The organism is Bradyrhizobium sp. Kon37 (assembly GCF_055807535.1).
Genome location: NZ_JBVVOY010000005.1, coordinates 162,323 through 182,891, shown reverse-complemented (window position 1 = coordinate 182,891; position 20,569 = coordinate 162,323). Strand labels below are relative to the sequence as shown.

General features: G+C 64.1%; 18 protein-coding genes. 9 read left to right on the top strand and 9 right to left on the bottom strand.

Annotation, left to right across the window (positions count from 1 at the left end):
* The first annotated feature begins 58 nt into the window (after window positions 1–58).
* Both AC0L3J_RS14395 and AC0L3J_RS14390 read left to right on the top strand, forming a co-directional pair.
* Window positions 59–505 (top strand): GNAT family N-acetyltransferase, encoded by a 447-nt coding sequence (locus AC0L3J_RS14395; RefSeq protein ID WP_473347421.1) that lies wholly within the window; start codon window positions 59–61, stop codon window positions 503–505.
* 110 nt (window positions 506–615) lie between these two features.
* Window positions 616–837 carry a hypothetical protein gene (locus AC0L3J_RS14390; RefSeq protein ID WP_027570257.1) on the top strand — a complete coding sequence of 74 codons (222 nt, stop codon included), beginning with the start codon at window positions 616–618 and terminating at the stop codon, window positions 835–837.
* A 423-nt stretch (window positions 838–1,260) separates the two neighbouring features.
* Here the strand turns inward: AC0L3J_RS14390 and AC0L3J_RS14385 are convergent, their stop codons facing one another.
* Complete coding sequence (locus AC0L3J_RS14385) at window positions 1,261–3,252, bottom strand: hybrid sensor histidine kinase/response regulator (RefSeq protein WP_473347420.1); 1,992 nt, start codon at window positions 3,250–3,252, stop codon at window positions 1,261–1,263.
* 165 nt (window positions 3,253–3,417) lie between these two features.
* A complete protein-coding gene (locus AC0L3J_RS14380) occupies window positions 3,418–3,987 on the bottom strand; it encodes a bifunctional transcriptional activator/DNA repair enzyme AdaA (protein WP_473347476.1) in 570 nt (189 codons plus the stop codon).
* Window positions 3,988–4,113: 126 nt separating this feature from the next.
* Here AC0L3J_RS14380 and AC0L3J_RS14375 point away from each other — a divergent pair, with 126 nt between their 5' ends.
* Window positions 4,114–4,533, top strand: coding sequence for a nuclear transport factor 2 family protein (locus AC0L3J_RS14375; protein ID WP_473347419.1), 420 nt, complete (start codon window positions 4,114–4,116; stop codon window positions 4,531–4,533).
* Between the two features lie 117 nt (window positions 4,534–4,650).
* On the opposite strand, the gene AC0L3J_RS14370 is transcribed toward AC0L3J_RS14375, so the two are convergent.
* On the bottom strand, window positions 4,651–5,022 hold the full coding sequence (locus AC0L3J_RS14370) for a nuclear transport factor 2 family protein (RefSeq protein WP_473347418.1): 372 nt from the start codon (window positions 5,020–5,022) through the stop codon (window positions 4,651–4,653).
* A 527-nt stretch (window positions 5,023–5,549) separates the two neighbouring features.
* Window positions 5,550–7,376, bottom strand: a complete 1,827-nt coding sequence (locus tag AC0L3J_RS14365; RefSeq protein WP_473347417.1) for an ABC transporter ATP-binding protein/permease — start codon at window positions 7,374–7,376, stop codon at window positions 5,550–5,552.
* A 244-nt stretch (window positions 7,377–7,620) separates the two neighbouring features.
* On the opposite strand from AC0L3J_RS14365, the gene rpmE reads away from it, so the two are divergent.
* Complete coding sequence (gene rpmE / locus AC0L3J_RS14360) at window positions 7,621–7,848, top strand: 50S ribosomal protein L31 (protein WP_007599895.1); 228 nt, start codon at window positions 7,621–7,623, stop codon at window positions 7,846–7,848.
* Window positions 7,849–8,043: 195 nt separating this feature from the next.
* On the opposite strand, the gene rcdA is transcribed toward rpmE, so the two are convergent.
* On the bottom strand, window positions 8,044–8,553 hold the full coding sequence (rcdA, locus tag AC0L3J_RS14355) for a protease adaptor protein RcdA (RefSeq protein ID WP_007599893.1): 510 nt from the start codon (window positions 8,551–8,553) through the stop codon (window positions 8,044–8,046).
* A 558-nt stretch (window positions 8,554–9,111) separates the two neighbouring features.
* The gene (locus tag AC0L3J_RS14350) at window positions 9,112–9,303 is read right to left on the bottom strand and encodes a DUF1192 domain-containing protein (RefSeq protein ID WP_473347416.1); all 192 of its coding nucleotides are present in this window, start codon (window positions 9,301–9,303) and stop codon (window positions 9,112–9,114) included.
* 111 nt (window positions 9,304–9,414) lie between these two features.
* On the opposite strand from AC0L3J_RS14350, the gene AC0L3J_RS14345 reads away from it, so the two are divergent.
* Together AC0L3J_RS14345 and AC0L3J_RS14340 are read left to right on the top strand one after the other, a co-directional pair.
* Complete coding sequence (locus AC0L3J_RS14345; RefSeq protein WP_354159385.1) at window positions 9,415–10,413, top strand: NAD(P)H-quinone oxidoreductase; 999 nt, start codon at window positions 9,415–9,417, stop codon at window positions 10,411–10,413.
* A 154-nt stretch (window positions 10,414–10,567) separates the two neighbouring features.
* A complete protein-coding gene (locus AC0L3J_RS14340) occupies window positions 10,568–13,444 on the top strand; it encodes an EAL domain-containing protein (RefSeq protein ID WP_473347415.1) in 2,877 nt (958 codons plus the stop codon).
* A 174-nt stretch (window positions 13,445–13,618) separates the two neighbouring features.
* On the opposite strand, the gene AC0L3J_RS14335 is transcribed toward AC0L3J_RS14340, so the two are convergent.
* Window positions 13,619–13,882 carry a DUF7662 domain-containing protein gene (locus AC0L3J_RS14335; RefSeq protein WP_456766290.1) on the bottom strand — a complete coding sequence of 88 codons (264 nt, stop codon included), beginning with the start codon at window positions 13,880–13,882 and terminating at the stop codon, window positions 13,619–13,621.
* Window positions 13,883–14,026: 144 nt separating this feature from the next.
* Between AC0L3J_RS14335 and AC0L3J_RS14330 the strand changes: the two genes are divergently transcribed.
* Window positions 14,027–15,523 (top strand): sensor domain-containing diguanylate cyclase, encoded by a 1,497-nt coding sequence (locus tag AC0L3J_RS14330; RefSeq protein WP_473347414.1) that lies wholly within the window; start codon window positions 14,027–14,029, stop codon window positions 15,521–15,523.
* A 105-nt stretch (window positions 15,524–15,628) separates the two neighbouring features.
* Here AC0L3J_RS14330 and AC0L3J_RS14325 read toward each other — a convergent pair whose 3' ends face one another.
* Window positions 15,629–16,504: a UTP--glucose-1-phosphate uridylyltransferase gene (locus tag AC0L3J_RS14325; protein WP_007599884.1), complete on the bottom strand. Its 876-nt coding sequence runs from the start codon at window positions 16,502–16,504 to the stop codon at window positions 15,629–15,631.
* Window positions 16,505–16,707: 203 nt separating this feature from the next.
* Between AC0L3J_RS14325 and AC0L3J_RS14320 the strand changes: the two genes are divergently transcribed.
* Window positions 16,708–18,105 (top strand): lytic murein transglycosylase, encoded by a 1,398-nt coding sequence (locus tag AC0L3J_RS14320; protein ID WP_473347413.1) that lies wholly within the window; start codon window positions 16,708–16,710, stop codon window positions 18,103–18,105.
* 178 nt (window positions 18,106–18,283) lie between these two features.
* On the top strand, window positions 18,284–19,975 hold the full coding sequence (locus AC0L3J_RS14315; protein ID WP_473347412.1) for an SGNH/GDSL hydrolase family protein: 1,692 nt from the start codon (window positions 18,284–18,286) through the stop codon (window positions 19,973–19,975).
* A gap of 153 nt (window positions 19,976–20,128) precedes the next feature.
* Here the strand turns inward: AC0L3J_RS14315 and AC0L3J_RS14310 are convergent, their stop codons facing one another.
* Window positions 20,129–20,503, bottom strand: coding sequence for a CsbD family protein (locus AC0L3J_RS14310; protein WP_473347411.1), 375 nt, complete (start codon window positions 20,501–20,503; stop codon window positions 20,129–20,131).
* Window positions 20,504–20,569: the final 66 nt, after the last annotated feature.

The following is a 20,569-nucleotide window of genomic DNA, read 5'->3' as shown; positions in this document are numbered from 1 at the left end:
TCTACGGCAGAAAGGCGTGGATGCCCGGGACAAGCCCGGGCATGACGGTCTTCGTAAATTGAGCGCCCTCCACCTCCGCCCTTACCGCGCCGAGGACGAGGCCGCCTCGATCGACCTGTGGCATCGCACCTGGCAGCAGGCCTATCCGCAGATCGACTTCGCGGCCCGCCTGGACTGGTGGCGCGAACGCTGGCGCAAGGAGCTGGTGCCGAAGGCTTCGATCGTGGTGGCGGAGCAGGACGGCGCACTCACGGGCTTTGTCACCATCGACGGCGACGGCTATCTCGACCAGCTCGTGGTCGATCCCGCGCATTGGGGCTCGGACGCGGCGCGGTTGCTGGTGGACGAGGCCAAGCGCCTGTCGCCTGCGGGCGTGACGCTGCTCGTCAACAAGGACAACAGCCGCGCCATCCGCTTCTACGAGCGCAACGGCTTTGCCCATGCCGGCGACGAGGTGAACCCGACCTCGGGACGGCCGGTGCTGAAGATGATGTGGCAACCTTAGATTCTGGCGATCTTGTTCTGGCGGGCGTGACGCCCGTCACGTCGGGATCCCGGGACGTCGGCTAGTCGTTGTGCCCGGACGTTGCGCCGGCAAGCGGATGGAGATGACCGATGAAACTGAGCGATCTGGCCAAGGGATCTTCGGTCCTGCTCGGCGTCATCGTCGCCGGCTATGTCTCGACCAGCTATGTCGACCAGCGCCTCGCCACGCCGGTCAAGACGACGAGTGCTCCGACGAACGGCCTTGGGCCATCGGCCTGCGTTGATGAGGACGGGAGCTGGAAGAACTGGCCGTGGCCGAACGTGCCGGCGCTGTCGCCGAAGTGTCGATGAGCGGCGCTGTCGCGCAACTCGCCGCGAGGCGCTCTCGGCTCAAGCGGAGTTCAAGATCGAACTGCCAGAATTCGGCTTGGCGGATCGCGCGGTGGCTGTCTTCGCGAAGCTGGATCGACGCATCGATCGCGCGCTGCGCCCGCTCCAGGAGTTCGCGGGTTTCCTTGCTGAATGGCTGGGCCATGAGGCGCACTCCCGTTGAGGCGGGAGCACAAATCATCTCTCAGGCACCGACGCCTACGGACGAGCCTTTGGCCGGCGATACCTGATTAGGCGCCACATCCGGGGGAACTGCAAGGTCCATCCACTCGGCTCAGGGGCGTGGGCTGCCCTATCCGAAATTCCGGAAGCCAGCGATTGCGCGCGCATCTGTGGCGGAACTAACCTCTTCAAATCGTCAAGACGCTCGATCTGAGGCCTAGTTCATTCGTTCTGGTCGAGAATCTCTCGCACCCTCAGTGCAAGCTTCGCTTGGGAAATCGGCTTCTCCAACAGATTGACGCCTTCATCAAGCCTTCCCTGGTGCACGACGGCATTACGCGAATACCCGGTCATGTACAGGATTTTCAGCTCCGGTCGAATTTGGTGCGCGCGCCTGCCAAGTTCGCGACCATTGATCCCCGGCATGACCACGTCGGTGAGAAGAAGATCCACCTTCGACTCGTCCTGCAGGAGAATGGTCAGGGCCGCTTGGGCGCTGCGGGCCGAGAGGACACGGTAGTTGAGATCGCGAAGGACGTCAGAAATATAGACGCGCAGATCTTCATCATCCTCGACCACGAGAATGGTCTCGAATATCTCACCCTCCGCGATTTCTTCTGGCGCGATTTCCTCGGGTCGTGCACTCCCAGAGAAGCGTGGGAAATACATCTTGATCGTCGTGCCTTGCCCCACCTCGGTATAGATTTTTGCGTGGCCTCCGGATTGTTTGACGAAGCCATAGACCTGACTTAGCCCAAGCCCGGTGCCGTGGCCCGGCTCCTTCGTGGTGAAGAAGGGCTCAAACGCGTGATTGAGAACGTCCCGCGACATTCCGACGCCTGTGTCAGTCACGCAGATAGCGACGTACTGACCGGGCGCCAATTCCGGATTGAGACGGCAGTAATCCTCGTCGGCGGCGATGTTGGCAGCTTCCAGAGTCAGCTTTCCACCGTCAGGCATGGCGTCGCGAGCGTTGATTGCCAGGTTGACGATGGCCGACTCCAGATGATTGGCATCGGCTTCAATTTGCCACAGACCCGCACTTCCGACCGTTTGGACTTCGATGCTCTCCCCCAGCGTACGCTGGAGGAATTCCTGCAGACCATTGACGTAGTTGTTCACGTTGATCGGCTTGGGATCGAGCGCCTGTCGTCGCGAAAATGCCAACAAGCGACTGGTCAACGCCGCGGCTCTCTGCGCGCCTCGTTTCGCGTTTGCGAGCGCCCGGTTCAGATTGGCTCCGGGCGCCTTGGCGTGCCGCTCAGCTGTTTCGAGATTGCCAAGGACGATCATCAGCAGATTGTTGAAGTCGTGCGCGATTCCGCCGCTGAGTTGCCCCACCGCTTCCAGCTTTTGGGATGCGGCGAGTTGCTCCTGAACGTGTTTGAGTTCGTCCTCGGCGCGCTTCCGGTCCGTAACGTCGCGCGTGACCTTGGCAAACCCGACGATGTTGCCAGCCTCGTCCGTAATGCGATCGATGATGACCGACGCCCAAAAGCGGGAGCCATCTTTTCGCAGGCGCCACCCTTCCGCTTCAAACCGCCCATGCTCCGCCGCCTCTAAAAGCGCACGCTTGGGCACACCGAGTTCAATGTCCTCGGGCGTGTAAAAAGCGCTGAAGTGCCGGCCAATGATCTCCGGCGGCGCGTAACCCTTGATTCGCTCCGCACCGGGATTCCAGGTTGTCACGTTGCCGAGCGGATCGAGCTGAAAGATCGCGTAATCGACCACCGCCTCGATCAGCTGACGGTAGCGCCGCTCGCTGTGGAGAAGCTCTTCATGGGCTTGCTGACGCTCGGTTACGTCTCGCGTGACCTTGGCGAAGCCGATCAGCTCACCAGCCTCGTTGCGGACGGCATCGATGATCACCGATGCCCAGAAACGGCTTCCGTCCTTGCGGACTCTCCATCCCTCGGCGCTGAAGCGGCCTGCTTGCGCTGCGACGCTCAAGGCGCGCTCCGGGAGCCCTTTGGTACGATCGTCGGGCGTATAGAAGGATGCGAACGACTTGCCGATGATTTCGTCCGGCGTGTAGCCCTTCAGCCGCTGCGCGCCGGAGTTCCAGCTGCGGACGGTGCCGTCTATGTCGATCATGTAAATGGCGTAATCAACGATCGCATCGATGAGCAGTTGAAGTCGCGCGGTATCGTCGATCCCGTCAAGTTTTGACTGAGGGGTCTGCAAATGGCCGGCTCCGATGAGGGGGGACAACATACAACTGCAAAGTCACTACATCGTTCCGCGCTCTGGCTGCCGCCCTTCGCAATACGACTTTCGCTTTGTGGGACTGGAGTCCGCTAAGGCGGTGTCAGACCTCAGAAAAAGCTGATGAGCACGTCGGCCAAGGCCACAAGCTGACCAATGTTAGCGATGCCTATATCACGCGGATACCTTACGGTGCTGGCGAATGCTGGACGGAGAGCGTCCATAGAGCTCGCGAAAGGCGGCGTTGAACCGGCGCACGCTGCCAAAGCCGGCCCGGTAGGCGATCTGGGCGAATTGATCATTAGTCTCGTCCATTAGGCGCTTCGCCCGCTGTACACGCATGGTCTTTGCTACCTGCTGGGGGCTGGCCCCGACATGCCGATCGAACAGACGCGCAAGATGGCGCGAGCTTACCCCGAGCCGATCGGCGAGTGCAGCAACCGAACCGTCGTCCAACGCGCCACCATCGATCAATTTCAAGGCGCGCGCGACTGTCGAGCGCGTGCCATTCCAGGCAGCACAGAAGGGCGCGGTCTCCGGACGGCAACGCAAGCAAGGCCGGTATCCCGCAGCTTCGGCAGCGGCCGCAGTTTGATAGTAGGCCACGTTGCGGGTCAACGGCTGCTTCACCGGGCAAACGGGACGGCAGTAGATTCGCGTGGTCCTCACGGCCGTGTAGAAACGGCCGTCATAGCGCGGATCGCGCTGCAAGCGCGCGGAGTTGCACACCTCAAAACTGAGCATCACTCATTTTATCGTAGGCTGCGCCAGAAGAACAGTCCTGGGATGATCAGGTCCGATTCCGGCCAGCGATGTCGGCGCGCCCTCCGTATAGAGAGAGGCCAGATCCGCTGAGCACTTGGAGAAGAAATGAACAGCACGAATCCTAAAGACATCGTCATCAATGCCTGGAAGACTTTCAAAACCCGTGATGCCAGCTTGATCGCGGAGCTGTTTACTCCCGATGCCGAATGGATTGCGCCGGCCGGAAACGCCACCGCAGTCGCTCTCAAGCACACCGACCACATGATTGGACCGGACCAAATCGCCCGCTTCATTGCCACGGAAATGCATCATCTGTTCTCGAGCGTCGAGATCTCGTTTCTGGGCCTTCATGCCGATGGTGACACTGTGGTGGTCGAGGAGCGGATGCGAGCCACTCTTCCTGGAGGCAAGCCCTACGAGAATGATTATTGCTTCGTCTTTGTCCTTTCGGGCGGCCGCATCAAGCTGGTTCGCGAATATATGGACACCCGAAAGGGCTGGCAGATGATCTTCGAGCCGCTTTGAAAACTGCTTTGGGTCACAAGCCGATGTCTATCGGCGGAAGCCAATGGCAATCATCGCAGTCGGACCTTGCAAAAAGCGCGTCCTCGCCCCCCAATCCTGCTAGGCGTGACCCTCGCATCATTTTTCGATGAAGCCGCCCTTCGGAGCTTTGTGAGGTATGTCCCATCCAAAGTAGACTTCCACCCGAACGATCTTGTCTCCGCGCGCGGTGGTTACCTCACAATTACGAAACCTGTGACCTCCAGCAGCAGCTGCCTCATAGACAATGACTGCTCGGTTTCCATCCTCGGTCGCGATGACTTCATCGAACGAACTGGTCTTTTCGCTGTTGGGCCAGCAGCGGCGCAGATAAGTCGCACGATCCAACTCATTGTCGATCGGACTTGAGAAGTGATAGTCGTCCGCAAGAAGCGTTTCGATCGCTGTCCGATCCTTCTGGACGTATGCCTTTAGCCTGGCACGTGCCAGATCGAGGGTGCTTTTCGTCATCCCATTTTTCCTTTTGAAGTTCGACCGAACGAAAGCCGACCGCCATCTCATCGACAAAGAGCTCGGGGGCTAAAGCTGGACGAAGTGCCCTTCCTGTCGGGCCTCATGCCAGGATAGAAGCGACATCAGATAACTTGAGCCTCTAACAACCTTCGGTAAAAATCGTTCCGGGCTCACGCTGTGCGCGCTTGGCCAGAATTCCGTGACGAAATTTCGAGGCTTCTGCGAGTCGCGGCGCCGGCCGGCCGAACCGAAAGCCGGGAAGGAAACAGCCCGACCAACCTTGCGATGCGCCCATTCGGATCGTGGCGCTCGATCAGATGGACGAATATCCGCTATCGACCGGCTACGAACGGAGACCATGTGGTGCGACGCTCTCGCCAAATCTCCGCTGTCATTCCCCGCGAAGGCGGGGAATCCAGTACGCCGCAGCTTCTCGATTGATCACGACCGTCTCGGAGTACTGGATCGCCCGCCTTCGCGGGCGATGACACTGTGAGCGGGGCGGCAGTCCGGAGTACTCCGCCTCACGCCCCCTCGAACTGCAACCTCGCCAGCCTGGCATAGAGCCCGTTCGCAGCCACAAGCTCCGCATGCGTGCCCTGCTCGACGATTTTGCCCTGGTCCATCACCAGGATGCGGTCGCAGGACAGGACGGTTGCGAGGCGGTGCGCGATGACGAGCGTGGTGCGGTGGCGCATCAGTTCTTCCAGCGCGGTCTGCACCAGCGTCTCGCTTTCGGCATCGAGCGCGGAGGTGGCTTCATCGAGCAGCAGCAGCGGCGCATCGCGCAGGATGGCGCGGGCGATCGCGATGCGCTGGCGCTGGCCGCCTGACAGCGTCACGCCGCGCTCGCCGAGCGGGGTGTCGAAACCTTCGGGCAGGCGGCGGATGAACTCGGCGGCGTGCGCGAGCTCGGCCGCGCGCTCGACCTCGGCATCGGTGGCGTCGGGCCGGCCGAAGCGGATGTTGTCGCGGGCGCTCGCCGCGAACACATTCGATTCCTGCGGCACGAGCGCGATGCGGGAGCGGAAATCGCGGGGATCGGCGGATTTGACCGGCACGCCGTCGAGCGAGATCGCGCCGCTGCGCGGATCGTAGAAGCGCAACAGCAGATGAAAGATCGTGCTCTTGCCGGCGCCGGAGGGACCGACGATGGCAACCTTCTCGCCGGGGCGCACGGTGAACGAGACGGCATCCAGCACATTGACGTCGCGCCGCGCCGGATAGGCGAAGCTGACACGATCGAAGCCGACTTCGCCGCGCGCCGGCACCGGCAGCGCGCGTGGCGAGGCGGGCGCGGTGATGTCGGGCTGCACATGCAGGATCTCGAACAGGCGCTCGGCAGCGCCCGACGCCGCCGAGATTTCGCCCCAGACCTCGCTGAGCTGGCCGAGGCCGGCCGCGGCGAAAGCCGCATAGAGTACGAACTGGCCGAGCCGGCCCGGCGTGATGGTGCCTGTGAGCACGTCGTGCGAGCCGATCCAGAGGATCGCGACCACGCTTGCGAACACGATGAAGATGATGATGGCGGTGAGCACGGCACGCGCCTGCGTGGAGGTGCGCGCGGCTTCATAGGCCTGCTCGACCTCGCCGCCGAAACGCTTCTCGGCGAGGCTCTCGCTGGTATAGGCCTGCACGGTGCGGATCGCGCCCACCAGCTCGCTCGCATAGGCGGAGGCCTCGGCCAGCGTGTCCTGCGCATTGCGCGACAGCCGGCGCACCCAGCGCCCGAAGGCGACCAGCGGCAGCACGATCAGGGGAATGGCGAGCAGCACGAATCCCGACAGACGCGGGCTGGTGATCACCATCATCGCGGCAGCGCCGAAGAACATCATGAGATTGCGCAGCGCGATCGAGACCGAGGCGCCGACGGAGGATTTGATCTGGGTGGTGTCGGCGGTCAGGCGCGACACCAGCTCGCCGCTGCGCGCGGAATCGAAGAAGGCCGGCGACAGCGACAGCAGATGGGCGAAGACGTCGCGCCTGAGATCGGCGACGATGCGCTCGCCGATCGTCATCACGAGGTAGTAGCGCGCGGCGCTTGCGAGAGCGAGCACGGCGACGACTGCAATCATCACCGAGAAGTAGCTGTTGATCAGCTCGATGCCCTCGGGCGTCAGGCCGAAATCGATCATCCTGCGCACCGCGACCGGCACCAGCAGGGTGGTCAACGCCGCGATCGTCAGCGCGACGAAGGCCAGCGCCGCCCGGCCGCGATAGCGGGCGACATAGGGCGCGAGCGCCAGCAGCGGCCGCAGCTTCGCGCGGCTCTTCGCCGGCGCCTCGATCAGGTCGGCCTCGATCGACGGGGCTTCCGCGGGCCCGGTTTCAAGCCGTTCAACTGCGCTCATGAGATCCGACCAAAAGACAAAGAGAGGTGCTCCGCTCCAGATAGGCCGGGCGAGCGGGAGTGGCAAATCCGGGATGTCCCTTAGGGGGCCGCCCGGTCCGCTGCCTAAGGCCCTAAAGGGCTTGCCAAGACGTCGCCAAGACCCTGCAATGGCTTGTTTTACAGGGCCTCGTGGGGTATAGACCGCGCCAAATCCGTCATTCGATAGCCACTCAAGTGAGGCGCCGGGGCGCCGAGGAATTGCCATGAAAGCCGAAATTCACCCGAACTATCATACGATTAAGGTCGTGATGACCGACGGAACCGAGTACCTGACCCGCTCCACCTGGGGCAAGGAAGGCGACACGCTGAACCTCGACATCGACCCCAAGTCGCACCCGGCCTGGACCGGCGGCAACGCCCAGCTGATGGATCGCGGCGGCCGCGTCTCGCGCTTCCAGAAGAAGTTTTCGGGCTTTCTCAAAAAGGATTGATCCGGCCGCAAGGCTGGAGACGAAAACGCCCCCGGAGAGCCGGGGGCGTTTTTTGTTTTGGGGGATGTGCTCTCGACCAGGCCGAGAACTCGTAGGGTGGGCAAAGCGTAGCGTGCCCACCAACCTTGATTGCGATTCTGAGAGAAGTGGTGGGCATGGCGCTGCGCGCCTTTGCCCACCCTACGGCACCTGCGTTTACCGCTCGAACGCGGCCTTCAGCGCGTTGAGGTGCGGCACCAGCGGGTTGCCGATCGAGGAATGATCGACCGGCGGGGTGTGGATGGTGGTGTCCAGGCGGCGCACGCGGGTCTGGAGGCTCATCGAGCGATGGATCAGATCCTGGAGCTGCGACGGCAGCTTCTCGATGCTGTCGGTGGAGCCGGGATCGGCGGCGGAGAGCTTGACCTTGGTCTTTTCGCGGTTGGCCTGGCCGAGCGTCATCTCGCCTTCCTTCACCGCGCGGTGCAGCAGCAGCCACGAGGCCAGCTGCATCAGGCGAGTGGTCAGACGCATGCTCTCGGTCGCATAGGTGAGGCTGACGGCGCGGTCGAGCGCCTTGGCCTCGGTGCGGCCGGCGCCATCGAGATAGGCGGCGGTCTCCTCGACCAGGTCCATGCCCTCACGGAACAGGACGCCGAACGCCGCAGAATTGGTGAACCGCTCGCTGAGTTGAACGAGAGCGCCTTCGGCTTGCAAACGTTCCATGGTTAACGCCCCTTACGCAACTGTCTGACTGCCCGGCTTTGGCGCCGGCTTATGATGAACAAATCATTGCGCGGGCGAGACGCCGAGTCCAGTGACAAGCGCGGATATGGTTTCCACGGGTCTTTGCCCGGAATTCAACCGCGGCGAGACGCAAAAAAGCGGGGCGTCGGCGCAAAAAAAGAGCCGCCGGAAAACCGGCGGCTTTGAAAGTTGATAACAGGGAGGCGTCAAACAGAGTGGACAGGAGCCACTCGGTGTCCAAACAAGGACAGTTCCTAGTCATAAACTCGAAAGCTTAATGTCGAGTAAACGAGCGATTATTTTGAGGGTTCGTTAGCCATGTCGGTCAGTGGCCGAGTGCGCCCGCGGAACAAATTCTCTCCGTCGCCCCGGCCTAGTGCGCAATTGCGCGCGGGGGCCGGGGCCCATAGCCACAGGGAAAGGTCGTCGCGCGAAGGCGTAACTCCGAGTCGTCGCCAAACCACGCCCTGTGGTTATGGGTCCCGGCCCCCGTGCGCAATTGCGCACTAGGCCGGGACGACGGCGGTGGTGCGACGCCTACTTCTTGAAAACGCTGTTGGCCGCATCGCGCGAGGCGCGCTTCTTTGTTGTGGCTTCTTCCAATCTTGCGATCTCGCCCTTGAGCAGCGCGATGCGCTCGGTCAGTTCCTCCACTGACAAGAGTGAGAGATCCTGTCCGATGTCATGGCTGATCTTCTTGCGCGGACGGTCGTCGTCTTCCATCGCCATCCTTGTTCCTCCTGCGTTCGCATCACAAGCGGCTGAGGCGGTTGCCAGCCTGCATTGCGCTGGCTAAGCAATGGCCTCGTTGCATCCCGCACCTTTGCTCAAGGACACATCATGGACAAGCTGCCCGCGCAAATGACCGTGGTCGCCATCTCCAAACCCGGCGGACCGGAGGTGCTGGTGCCGGAACAGCGGGCGCTGCCGCAGCCCGGTCCCGACGAGATCCTGGTCAAGGTGCAGGCCGCCGGCGTCAACCGGCCCGACGTCGCGCAGCGCTCCGGCGCCTATCCGCCGCCGCCCGGCGCCAGCGACCTGCCCGGCCTCGAGATCGCCGGCGAAGTGGTGGCCGTCGGCAGCAACGCCAAGCGGCACAAGATCGGCGACAAGGTGATGTCGCTGGTCGCCGGTGGCGGCTATGCGCAGTACTGCATCGCCCAGGACGGCCAGGCGATGAGCGTGCCGCCGTCGCTGTCGATCAAGGAAGCCGGCGCACTGCCGGAAACGCTGATGACGGTCTGGCACAATGTGTTCGAGCGCGGCGGCCTGAAGGCCGGCGAGACGCTGCTGATCCATGGCGGCTCTTCCGGCATCGGCACCATGGCAATCCAGCTCGCCAAAGCGTTCGGCGCCAAGGTGATCGTCACCGTGGGATCGCAGGACAAGATCGATGCCTGCCTCAAGCTCGGCGCGGATCGGGCCATCAACTACAAGGACGAAGACTTCGTCGCCGTGGTCAAGGCGGAGACGAACAACGCCGGCGCCAATCTGATCCTCGACATGGTCGCCGGCGACTATGTCGACCGCAACTATGACGCCGCCGCGCTCGACGGCCGCATCGTGCAGATCGCAACCCTCAACGGGCCCAAGGTCACCGTCAACATCGCCAAGGTGATGGTGAAGCGCCTGACCCATACCGGCTCGACGCTGCGCCCCCGTAGTAATGCGGACAAGGCGGCGATGGTGGCCGCAATCGAGGCGAAAGTGATGCCGCTTTTGCGCGAAGGCCGGGTCAAGCCGCTGATGGACAGCACTTTCCCGCTGGAAAAGGCATCCGACGCGCACCGGCGGATGGAAACCTCGGCACATATTGGCAAAATTGTGTTGGAGGTCTAGGCCAGCGGCCCACAGGCCAAGCCGGAAACCCTTTGATTTTCCTTGCTTTCGTGGCATCTATCGCGACGCACCGAACCACCTTGTTCCGTTCGGAAAACGCCGTGCACCGAAGAGCCTGCACCGAACAGTTTGCGTCGAACGCGGAGAACTGACCTTGCGTCTGATCAGGTGCCTCGCGCCCATAGCGCTGGGCCTCATGATTCTCGTCTGCGCGTTCCCGGCGCGCGCGCTCGACGCTGTCAGCGTCCGCGGTGACGCGCCCGCGATCGATCTCACCGGCGTGCTCGAGCATCAGCGCAGCGACGCCGACCGCATCCAGGTCTCCACCGCGCCCGGCACCGACGGCATCGTCCGCCGCATCGAGGTGCGTGCCCGCGAGGGTGGCCAGAACTGGGTGGTGTTCGCGCTCGCCAACAACACCGACGACCAGCTCGACCGCCTGATCGTCGCCCCGCATTACCGCATCGTCTCCTCGGGGCTGCTCTGGCCCGACCTCGGGCTGTCGCGCATCGCGACCATCACGCCCTCGACCGGCGACCGGCCGGAGCGGCAGGAGAGCCCGACCGCCGACGTCTTCCGCGTCACCCTCGATCCCGGCGCCGTCGTCACCTTCGTCGCGGAGCTGCGCACCGACAAGCTGCCGCAGCTCTATCTGTGGGAGCCGGAATCCTACAAGGACAAGGTCAACTCGTTCACGCTGTACCAGGGCATCGTGATCGGCATCTCCGGCTTGCTGGCGCTGGTGCTGACCATCCTGTTCGTCGTCAAGGGCAGCATCATGTTCCCGGCCGCCGCGGCGCTGGCCTGGGCGGTGCTGGTCTATATCGGCGTCGATTTCGGCTTCTGGGGCAAGGTGCTCGACATGTCGAACAACGCCGAGCGCATCTGGCGCGCGGCGGGTGAGGCGATCCTGGCGGCGACGCTGCTGGTGTTCCTGTTCGCCTATCTCAATCTCAGTCGATGGCACGTGCGCTATTCCCACATCACGGTGGGCTGGCTCGCGTTCCTGGGCTCTCTGGTGGCGCTGGCCCTGTTCGATCCCGCGGTGGCCTCCGGCATCGCGCGCATATCGCTGGTGTTGATTGCCTTCGCCGGCTTCGCGCTGATCGTCTATCTCTCCACCCACGGCTTCGATCGCGCGGTGCTGCTGATCCCGACCTGGTTCCTGCTGGTGGTCTGGGTGGTCGCGGCCGGCATGACGGTCGCAGGCTCCGTCACCAACGACATCGTCGGCCCGGCGCTACTCGGCGGCCTCGTGCTGATCGTGATGCTGATCGGCTTCACGGTGATGCAGCATGCGTTCGCCGGCGGCGGCGCCAGCACCGGCGTCGTCTCCGACATCGAGCGCCGCGCGCTGGCGCTGGCCGGTTCCGGCGATCTGATCTGGGACTGGGACGTGTCCGCCGACAAGGTCTTCACCAGCCCCGAGACCGAAGCCCTGCTCGGCCTCAAGCGCGGCACGCTGGAAGGCCCGGCCGCCTCCTGGCTGGAAGTGCTGCACCCGCTCGACCAGGACCGTTTCCGCGCCGCGCTCGACAGCGTACTCGACCAGCGCCGCGGCCGCCTGGTGCAGGATTTCCGCCTGCGCACGCCGGACGGTCACTTCATGTGGTTCGCGCTGAAGGCGCGCCCGGTGGTCGGCTCCGACGGCGAGGTCTCGCGCGTGGTCGGCACCCTCACCGACGTCACCGAGCTGCGCAATGCCGAGGAGCGCCTGCTGCACGATTCCGTGCATGACAATCTGACCGGCCTGCCCAACCGCAAGCTGTTCATGGACCGGCTCGGCGCCGTCGCGCATTTCGCCAAAACCATGCCGACTCTGCGGCCGACGCTGATGGTGATCGACCTCGACCGCTTCAAGCAGGTCAACGATTCCGTCGGCATCGCGGTCGGCGATTCCATCCTGCTGACGCTGGCCCGCCGCCTCACCCGCATCCTGAAGCCGCAGGATACGCTGGCGCGGCTCGCCGGCGACCAGTTCGGCCTGATCCTGCTCTCGGAGCAGGACCCCGCCCGCATCACCGCCTTTGCCGAGACCATCCGCAAGACCATCCGCGCGCCGATCGCCTTCAACGAACGCGAGATCTTTCTCACGGCCTCGATCGGCCTTGCCTTGTCCGATCCGCAAGTTCAGCTCACGGACGAGATCATCAAGGACGCCGAGCTTGCGATGTATCACTCCAAGCGCATCGGCGGCGACCGCATCGACGTCTACAAGTCCGCGATGCGCGCGCGAAAAACCGACCGGCTGACGCTGGAGAGCGAACTGCGCCGCGCCATCGAGCGGCAGGAGCTCACGATTCTGTACCAGCCGATCGTGCGGCTTGAAGACCGCTCCGTCGCCGGCTTCGAGGCGCTGGTGCGCTGGGATCATCCCAAGCTCGGACGCATGGCGCCGTCGGAATTCATCACCATCGCCGAAGAGACCGGCCTGATCATCGATCTCGGCATGTTCGTACTCGACCAGACCGCCAAGCAGCTCTCGATCTGGCAGCGCGCGATGCGCTCGCGCGAGCCGATCTTCGCATCCGTCAACGTCTCCTCGCGACAATTGCTGCGGCACGATCTGATCCACGACATCCGCACCGTGTTGTCGCGCTCCTCGGTCGCGCGCGGCACGCTGAAGCTGGAACTGACGGAATCGCTGGTGATGGAGAATCCGGAGCACGCGGCGCAGATGCTGACGCGGATCCGCGAGCTCGGCACCGGGCTGTCGCTCGACGATTTCGGCACCGGCCATTCGTCGCTGGCCTATCTGCAGCGCTTCCCGTTCGACACCATCAAGATCGACCAGTCCTTCGTGCGCACCACCAACCGCGGCACCCGCCCGGTGATCCTGAAGTCCATCATCGCGCTCGCGCACGACCTCGGCATGGACGTGGTCGCCGAAGGGGCCGAGACCGATTCCGACGCGGTCGAGCTCTACCAGATGGGCTGCGAATACGCGCAAGGGTTTGCCTTCGGCGAACCCATGGACGCCGACGCCGCGATGCGCCTGCTCACGGAAGTGCGCCTGGAAGCGGCGAGCTGATCCTTCTCCCCTTCTCCCCTTGTGGGAGAAGGTGGCGCGAAGCGCCGGATGAGGGGTTGTCTCTACGAATCGAAACGCTGACGTGAGGATAGAGACCCTCACCCGACTCGCCGCTACGCGGCGAGCCACCCTCTCCCACAAGGGGAGAGGGGAAGAGCGGACCTCTCCTCGATATCAACGCCGCCGGTCACTCTTCAGCTTGGTGAACCGCACGCTCTCGCCGTCCGGCATCCGCATCGCCTTGAAACCCGCGGCGAGGCAGGCTTCGCGTTGCGGCATCTGGATGTCCGGGCTGCGCAGGCTGTCCCACCATGAGGCGCGATTGGCCGCGCGCGGCAGGGCCGCGCCGATGATCTCTTCGATCTGTTCATAGGTCAGCACGAATTCCGCCTGCTTCTGCCGCATCAGATAATCGCGCAACGCGTCGTAGTCGTTCACCGCTGTCCTCTTCGCTGGTCGAAGCCCCGCTTTGCCCAAAAACGTGAGCCGCGGAAACCAATTTTTAACTCATTCCGGCAGCGCCGTCCCGGCTTAAACACTACTCAAGCTTTCAGGCGCATTCACTGGTGCCGGGAGCAAACGATGTTATCTCGATGGCGCGACGTCACGGCCCGGCGGCCATGGCGGCTTTCGGCGAAGCTGCTGATCATCTCGTCCGTGGTGACGGTGATCGGCTTTTCCGCCATTTGCGTCAACGTCATGCTGGACATGCGCCGCGGCGAGGAGGCGCTCGCCCGCCAGACGCTGGAAAACCTGGCGACGACCATCGAGTCCGACGTCAGCCGCAACATCGAGATCTACGACCTGGCCCTCAAGGCGGTCGCCAGCAACATGCTGCTGCCGGAAATCGCCACGGTCTCGAAGCCGATCCGTCACCTCATCCTGTTCGACCATTCGACCACGGCAAGGCATTTCGGCGCGATCCAGGTGTTCGACGCCGACGGCCGGCTGACCATCGACGCCTCGACACTCGATCCCGTTGCCGTGAACCGGGGCGACGAGGATTACTTCAAGGCCCATCGGGACAATCCGGACGCAGGCCTCTTCATCAGCCGTCCCATGCTGTTCCGCGGCGCTTATTCGATCGTGCTGAGCCGGCGCATCAGCGATACCGACGGCGGCTTCCTCGGCGTCGTCGCCGGATCGATCCGCTTCAGCTATTTCCACGAATTGTTCGAGCGGCTGAGCCTCGATCCCGAAGACACCATCACCGTGCTCAGGCGCGACCGTACCGTCATGATGCGGCGGCCGTTTGATCTCGACGTGATCGGCACGAATCTGGCCACCCGGCCGATCTGGAAGGCCGAAAATCTGAAGGTCGGCGGCGCATTCGCCGGACAGGGGCCGATCGACGGCACGCCGCGGCTCTATGTCCGCAGCAGCGGGACCGGCCCGCTATTCGTGGTGGCAGGCAAGCCACTGAACGCCGTGTTCGAGCTCTGGCAGAGGGAAGCCTACCGCATCGGCGCCGTGGTCCTGGCGCTCAGCCTGTTCATGCTGGCATCGACGCTGGTGCTCGCGCGCGAGATCGGCCGGCGCGCGGAGGCCGAGCGCAAGCTCGAAGAGATGGCGACGACCGACGCGCTCACCGGCCTGAAGAACCGCCGCAAGTTCGACCAGGTGATCGAGGTCGAATGGCGCCGCGCAATGCGGCAGCAGACGCCGATCGCGCTCTTGATGATCGATGCCGATCACTTCAAGGCCTACAACGACACGTTCGGCCATCAGGCCGGCGACCAGGTGCTGGTCGGCATCGCCATCTGCATTTCCGATTCGGTGAGCCGCGCCGGCGACTGCGCGGCGCGCTATGGCGGCGAGGAATTCGCCGTGCTGCTGCCGGGGACCTCCGTCACCGACGCCCTTGATGTCGCCGAGAAGATCCGCACCAAGGTGCAGGGATGGTCCGACGACCACACGAGCTCGACGGTGTCCTGCGGCATCGCGAGCCTCGTTCCGACCACGGGCATGGACTGGCCGCTGCTGGTCGCCGCCGCCGACAAGGCGCTCTACGCCGCAAAAGCCGGCGGCCGCAACCAGTCGGTGGTCGCGAGCCTGCCGAAGCTGTCGCTGGTGGCGTGAGGGGTTCGTTCCGTCATTGCGAGCGAAGCGAAGCAATCCAGACTGTCTCCGCGGAGGCAGCCTGGATTGCGTCGTCGCTTCGCTCCTCGCAATGACGACGGAGCGTTACTGCCCCAAATACTTCTTCATCTCCGCAATGAGCCCGTCACGCAGCTCCGGCCGCTTCAGGCCGTAGGCGATGTTGGCGCGGAGGAAGCCGGGCTTGGAGCCGCAATCATGGCGCTCGCCCTCGAACTCGACGCCGTAGAATTTTTGCGATCTGGCGAGGCCGATCATGGCGTCGGTGAGCTGGATCTCGCCGCCGGCGCCGCGCTCCTGGGTCTCCAGGATCTTGAAGATCTCCGGCTGCAGGATGTAGCGCCCAGTGATCGAGAGGTTGGAGGGCGCGGTGCCCTTGGCCGGCTTCTCGACCATGCCGTCGACCTCGAACATCTTGCCGGTGCGTTTGCCGACGCCGCAGATGCCGTATTGATGGGTCAGATGATCGGGCACCGGCTCGACCGCGATGACGTTGGATTTTTCGCCGAGCTTGCTGGCGGTGTCGATCATCTGCTTCAGGCAGCCGGGCGAATTGAGCACGAGTTCGTCCGGCAGCACGACTGCGAACGGTTCGTTGCCGACGATGTCGCGCGCGCACCAGACCGCGTGACCGAGGCCGAGCGGCGCCTGCTGGCGGGTGAAGCTCACGGCGCCGGCCTCCGGCTGGTTCTGCGCCAGAACGTCCTGCTCGGTCTTCTTGCCGCGCGCGGCCAGCGTCGCATCGAGCTCGAACATCCGGTCGAAATGATCTTCGATGACACTTTTGTTGCGGCCGGTGACGAAGATGAAGTGCTCGATGCCGGCTTCCCGGGCCTCGTCATAGACGTACTGGATCAGCGGCTTGTCGACGATCGTCAGCATTTCCTTCGGCATCGCCTTGGTGGCGGGCAGGACGCGGGTGCCGAGGCCGGCAACGGGAAATACGGCTTTGCGGATTTTCATGGGATTGATCGAATACCTGAGGAACACGTGAAGGGAGCAATGGCATCTTGCTAGCTTGTTTGCAGCCGCCAACAAAGGCGGATGTGGGGCCTCATCCTCACAGAGTTAAGAAAAAGGCCACCATCAAAATTTCACCTTTGTTAAGCTGTTGGCAACCGTAACCAGGCCTCCTGAGGGCGGATTTTGGCCGGACAGGTGTGGACATGATGCAATCAATGGCAGGGCTGGCAAAACGGGGCGGGTCCGTGACCGGTGCGACGATGATTGCGGCCGCCCTGCTGTTCCCGCTTCCCGCCAGCGCGCAGGCTCAGAACGGTCTGTCAAATCTGTTCGGCGGTATTTTCTCCGGCCCGAACCAGGCGCCTTCGCCAGCAGCGCCCGGGCCCAGCGGCGCTCAAACGGGAGTTCAACCCTGGACCGGCGAGGACGGCGCCTCCGGGCATCCGCTGATGACGGCCGCCGCGATCCGCGAGGCCGCCGGCAACTTCAACAATTGCGTCGCGGGGATGTGGCCCGATGCCGCACGGCGCAACGTCACGCAGGAAAATTTCCAGCGCTTCACGGCAGGCCTCGCACCCGATCTGCGCATCATGGACCTCATGGACTCGCAGCCCGAGTTCACCAAGTCGATCTGGGATTATCTCGACATCCTCGTGAACGACAACCGCCTCGCCAAGGGCCGCGAGGTCCTGGCCAAATACAAGGCGCAGTTCGACGCCACCGAGAAAGCCACCGGCGTCGATCGCTACATCATCGCCTCGATCTGGGGCATCGAGTCCAACTACTCGACGCAGATGGGCGACCGCAGCGTGCTGCAATCGACCGCGACGCTCGCCTGCATCGGCCGCCGCCAAGCTTACTTCAAGGACGAATTCCTCTCCGCGCTGGAGATCCTCAACCGCGGCGATCTCAGGCCCGAACAATTGCGCGGCTCCTGGGCCGGCGCCTTCGGCCCGACCCAGTTCATGCCGACCGCGTTCAAGCGCTTTGCCGTGGACGGCGATGGTGACGGCCGGCGTGACGTCGTCGACAATCCCTCCGACCTGATTGCGTCGACCGCCAACAATCTGAAGAAGGACGGCTGGCAGGCCGGCCAGACCTGGGGCTACGAGGTCGTGGTGCCCCAGGGCTTCAACTACATGCTGGCCGATCGCGCCAAGGCGATGACGGTGGCGCAATGGGAAAAGCTCGGCCTCAAGCGCCCGGCCAACCAGCCCTTCCCGCATCCGGCCGAGAAGGCCTATCTGCTGGCGCCGGCCGGCGCGCAGGGGCCGGGCTTCCTGATGCTGCAGAACTTCCGGGTCATCATGAAGTACAATCCGGCCGAGGCTTATGCGCTGGCGATCGGCCATTTCGCCGACCGCCTGCGCGGCGGCCAGCCCTTCGTGCAGCCCTGGCCGCGGCAGGAACGGGAGCTGTCCCGGACCGAGCGGCTGGAACTCCAGCAGCTGCTGGCCCAGCGCGGCTTCTACAAGGGCACCCCCGACGGCCAGTTCGGCGGCCAGACCCGGGAAGCCCTGCGCAACTTCCAGGCCTCGATCGGGGTCCCCGCAGACGGATTTGCCTCCTCCGACGCGCTGAACCGGCTGCGCGGGCGGTAAAATCGCGCCGAAAGTAACCTTGAACAGGGATTTTGCCCGGCAACCTTGACCGGGGCGGAGGTTCGCCGTGTATGGGCCAGGATCTGAGAGAATCTGAAAAGAGAATCTGCCCGTTTGGCGCCCGATTCCGCTATTATATCGAGCCTGTCCCGATCCCTATTGCCCGTGCCGAGATCGCATGTCGAAGAAGTCCCTGCTCAAGGTGCTGACCGAGACCGGCCCGCTGATCGCGCTGGGGACGGCGCTTGCGATTCTGGTGTCGGTCGCGGGACCCGCCTCGGCGCAGTTCTTCAACTTCCCCGGCTTCGGCGGCCCACCGCAGCGTTCGGCTCCGCCGCCGCCGCGGAACGGCGGAGGTGGAGGTGGCGGTGGCGGATGGTTCGGCGGCGACTTCTTCGCGCCGTTCCAGCAGCAACAGCCGCAAGCACCGCGTCAGGATTTTTCGCGCGCGCCGGCGCCGGCCAAGCGCGACACCATTCCCGACAGGAACGTGCTGGTGATCGGCGACGCCATGGCCGATTGGCTCGCCTACGGGTTGGAGGACGCCTACACCGAGCAGCCCGACATGGGCGTGATCCGCAAGCACAAGACCACGTCCGGCCTGATCAAGTATCAGCCCAAGGGTGAGCCCTCGGACTGGACGGCTGCTGCAAAGGGCATTCTCGAGACCGAGAAGCCCGACGTGATCGTGGTGATGCTCGGCCTCAACGACCGCATCGCGATCCGCGAGGCGGCGCCCGATAAATCGGACAAGGCGACGGACAAGGACAAGAAGAATGACAAGGGCGCGCGCGGCAAACCACCGGCCAAGCCCGGCGATGCCAAGCCCGGCGACACCGCCGCGAAGCCGGACGACAAGCCGGCCGATGCCGACCTGCCGCAGGATGATGCCGACAACGCTGACGCACCCGCAGTCGCAGCGCCCGAGAAGACCGCGCGTAACCCGAACGGCCTGTACGAATTCCGCGACGAGCGCTGGGTCGAACTCTACGGCAAGAAGATCGAGGAGCTCGCCAACGTCCTCAAGTCCAAGGGCGTGCCGGTGCTCTGGGTCGGCCTGCCTGCCATCCGCGGTCCCAAGGGCACCGCGGACATGCTGTTCCTGGATTCGCTCTATCGTGAAGGCGCGGCCAAGGCCGGCATCACTTACGTCGACGTCTGGGACGGCTTTGTCGACGAGGCCGGCCGTTTCCTGCAGAAGGGCCCGGACTTCGAAGGTCAGATCCGTCAGCTCCGCAGCGGTGACGGCGTCTATTTCACCAAGCCAGGCGCGCGCAAGCTCGCCCACTATGTCGAACGCGAGATCACCCGCCTGCTCGCCGGGCGCTCCGGCCCGATCGCGCTGCCGAGCGAGCCGGCGACCCCCGACACCAGTGCCGAGCCCGGCAAGCCCGCGCCGCGGCCGCTGGCCGGCCCGATCGTGCCGCTGGTTGCGGCCTCGATCTCGACCGATCAATTGCTGGGTGGGCCGGGCTCACGTCCTGCCGCCGTCGATGCGCTCGCTGCGAAGACGATGGTGAAGGGCGAGCCACTGGCTGCGCCTGCCGGCCGCGCTGACGATTATGCCTGGCCGCGCCGCGAAGTCGGCCGCGAGCAGGCCAAGGGCGATACGCCGGTGGCCGCGACGACACCTGATGGCGGTACGCCGGGTGCGGCCGCAGCGATCGCCCCGCCAAAGCTTGCGCCGAAGAAGCCACCGGCGCCGCAGCAACCGGCACAGGCAGCGCCATCGATGCGCGATTTCTTCGGCTTTGGCTCGCCGCCGCCCCCGCCGCGTCAATTGGCGCCGGCGCCGCGCAATCCGAATCCCAACCCCGCGATCCCGCGGCCGCCTGGCAATGTCGGGCGATCGGCGGAAGTGTTCCGGTAATCTTTCTAAGCTGAGGTCTCGTGTCCCGGACGCGCTGCAGCGTGAAACGCTGCTGCGCAGCCCAGCACGTTCAAAAAGAATGGGCCCCGGCTCAGCAACGCGGCGTTACACGCCGTGCTGCGTCCGGGGCCCGATGAATATCGCGCGTTGGCTTTAGCCGTAATAGCGCCAGCGCGGCGGCGGGCGGCGCGCAGGCCGTGCCATCAGCAACGCGAGCGCGAAACCGATGCCGCCGGCGACCAGCAGCGCGCCCATCGGGTTGTCCTGTACCTTCTGGGCAAGCGCCTGCGAGCCGTCGCGCAAGGTTTCTGCCGGCTTGTCGTAGGCGTCCTTGGCATAGCTGGCCGCGGTGTCCGTGGCGTCACGTACGGCATCCTTGGCCTGGCCGTAGAGATTCTGCACGGTGCCGGCGGCTTCACGCGCCTTGCCCGACGCCTGTGTCTGCGCATCGCCTGCGAGATCACCGACAGCGCCTTCCGCGCGTCCGGCGAATTCCTTGGCCGATCCGACAATCCGATCTTTATCCATGATGCTCCTCCTCGGGGGTCAGCCCAAGTAACCGATCAGGAGCGGCGCAGTTCCATCTGACTTGAA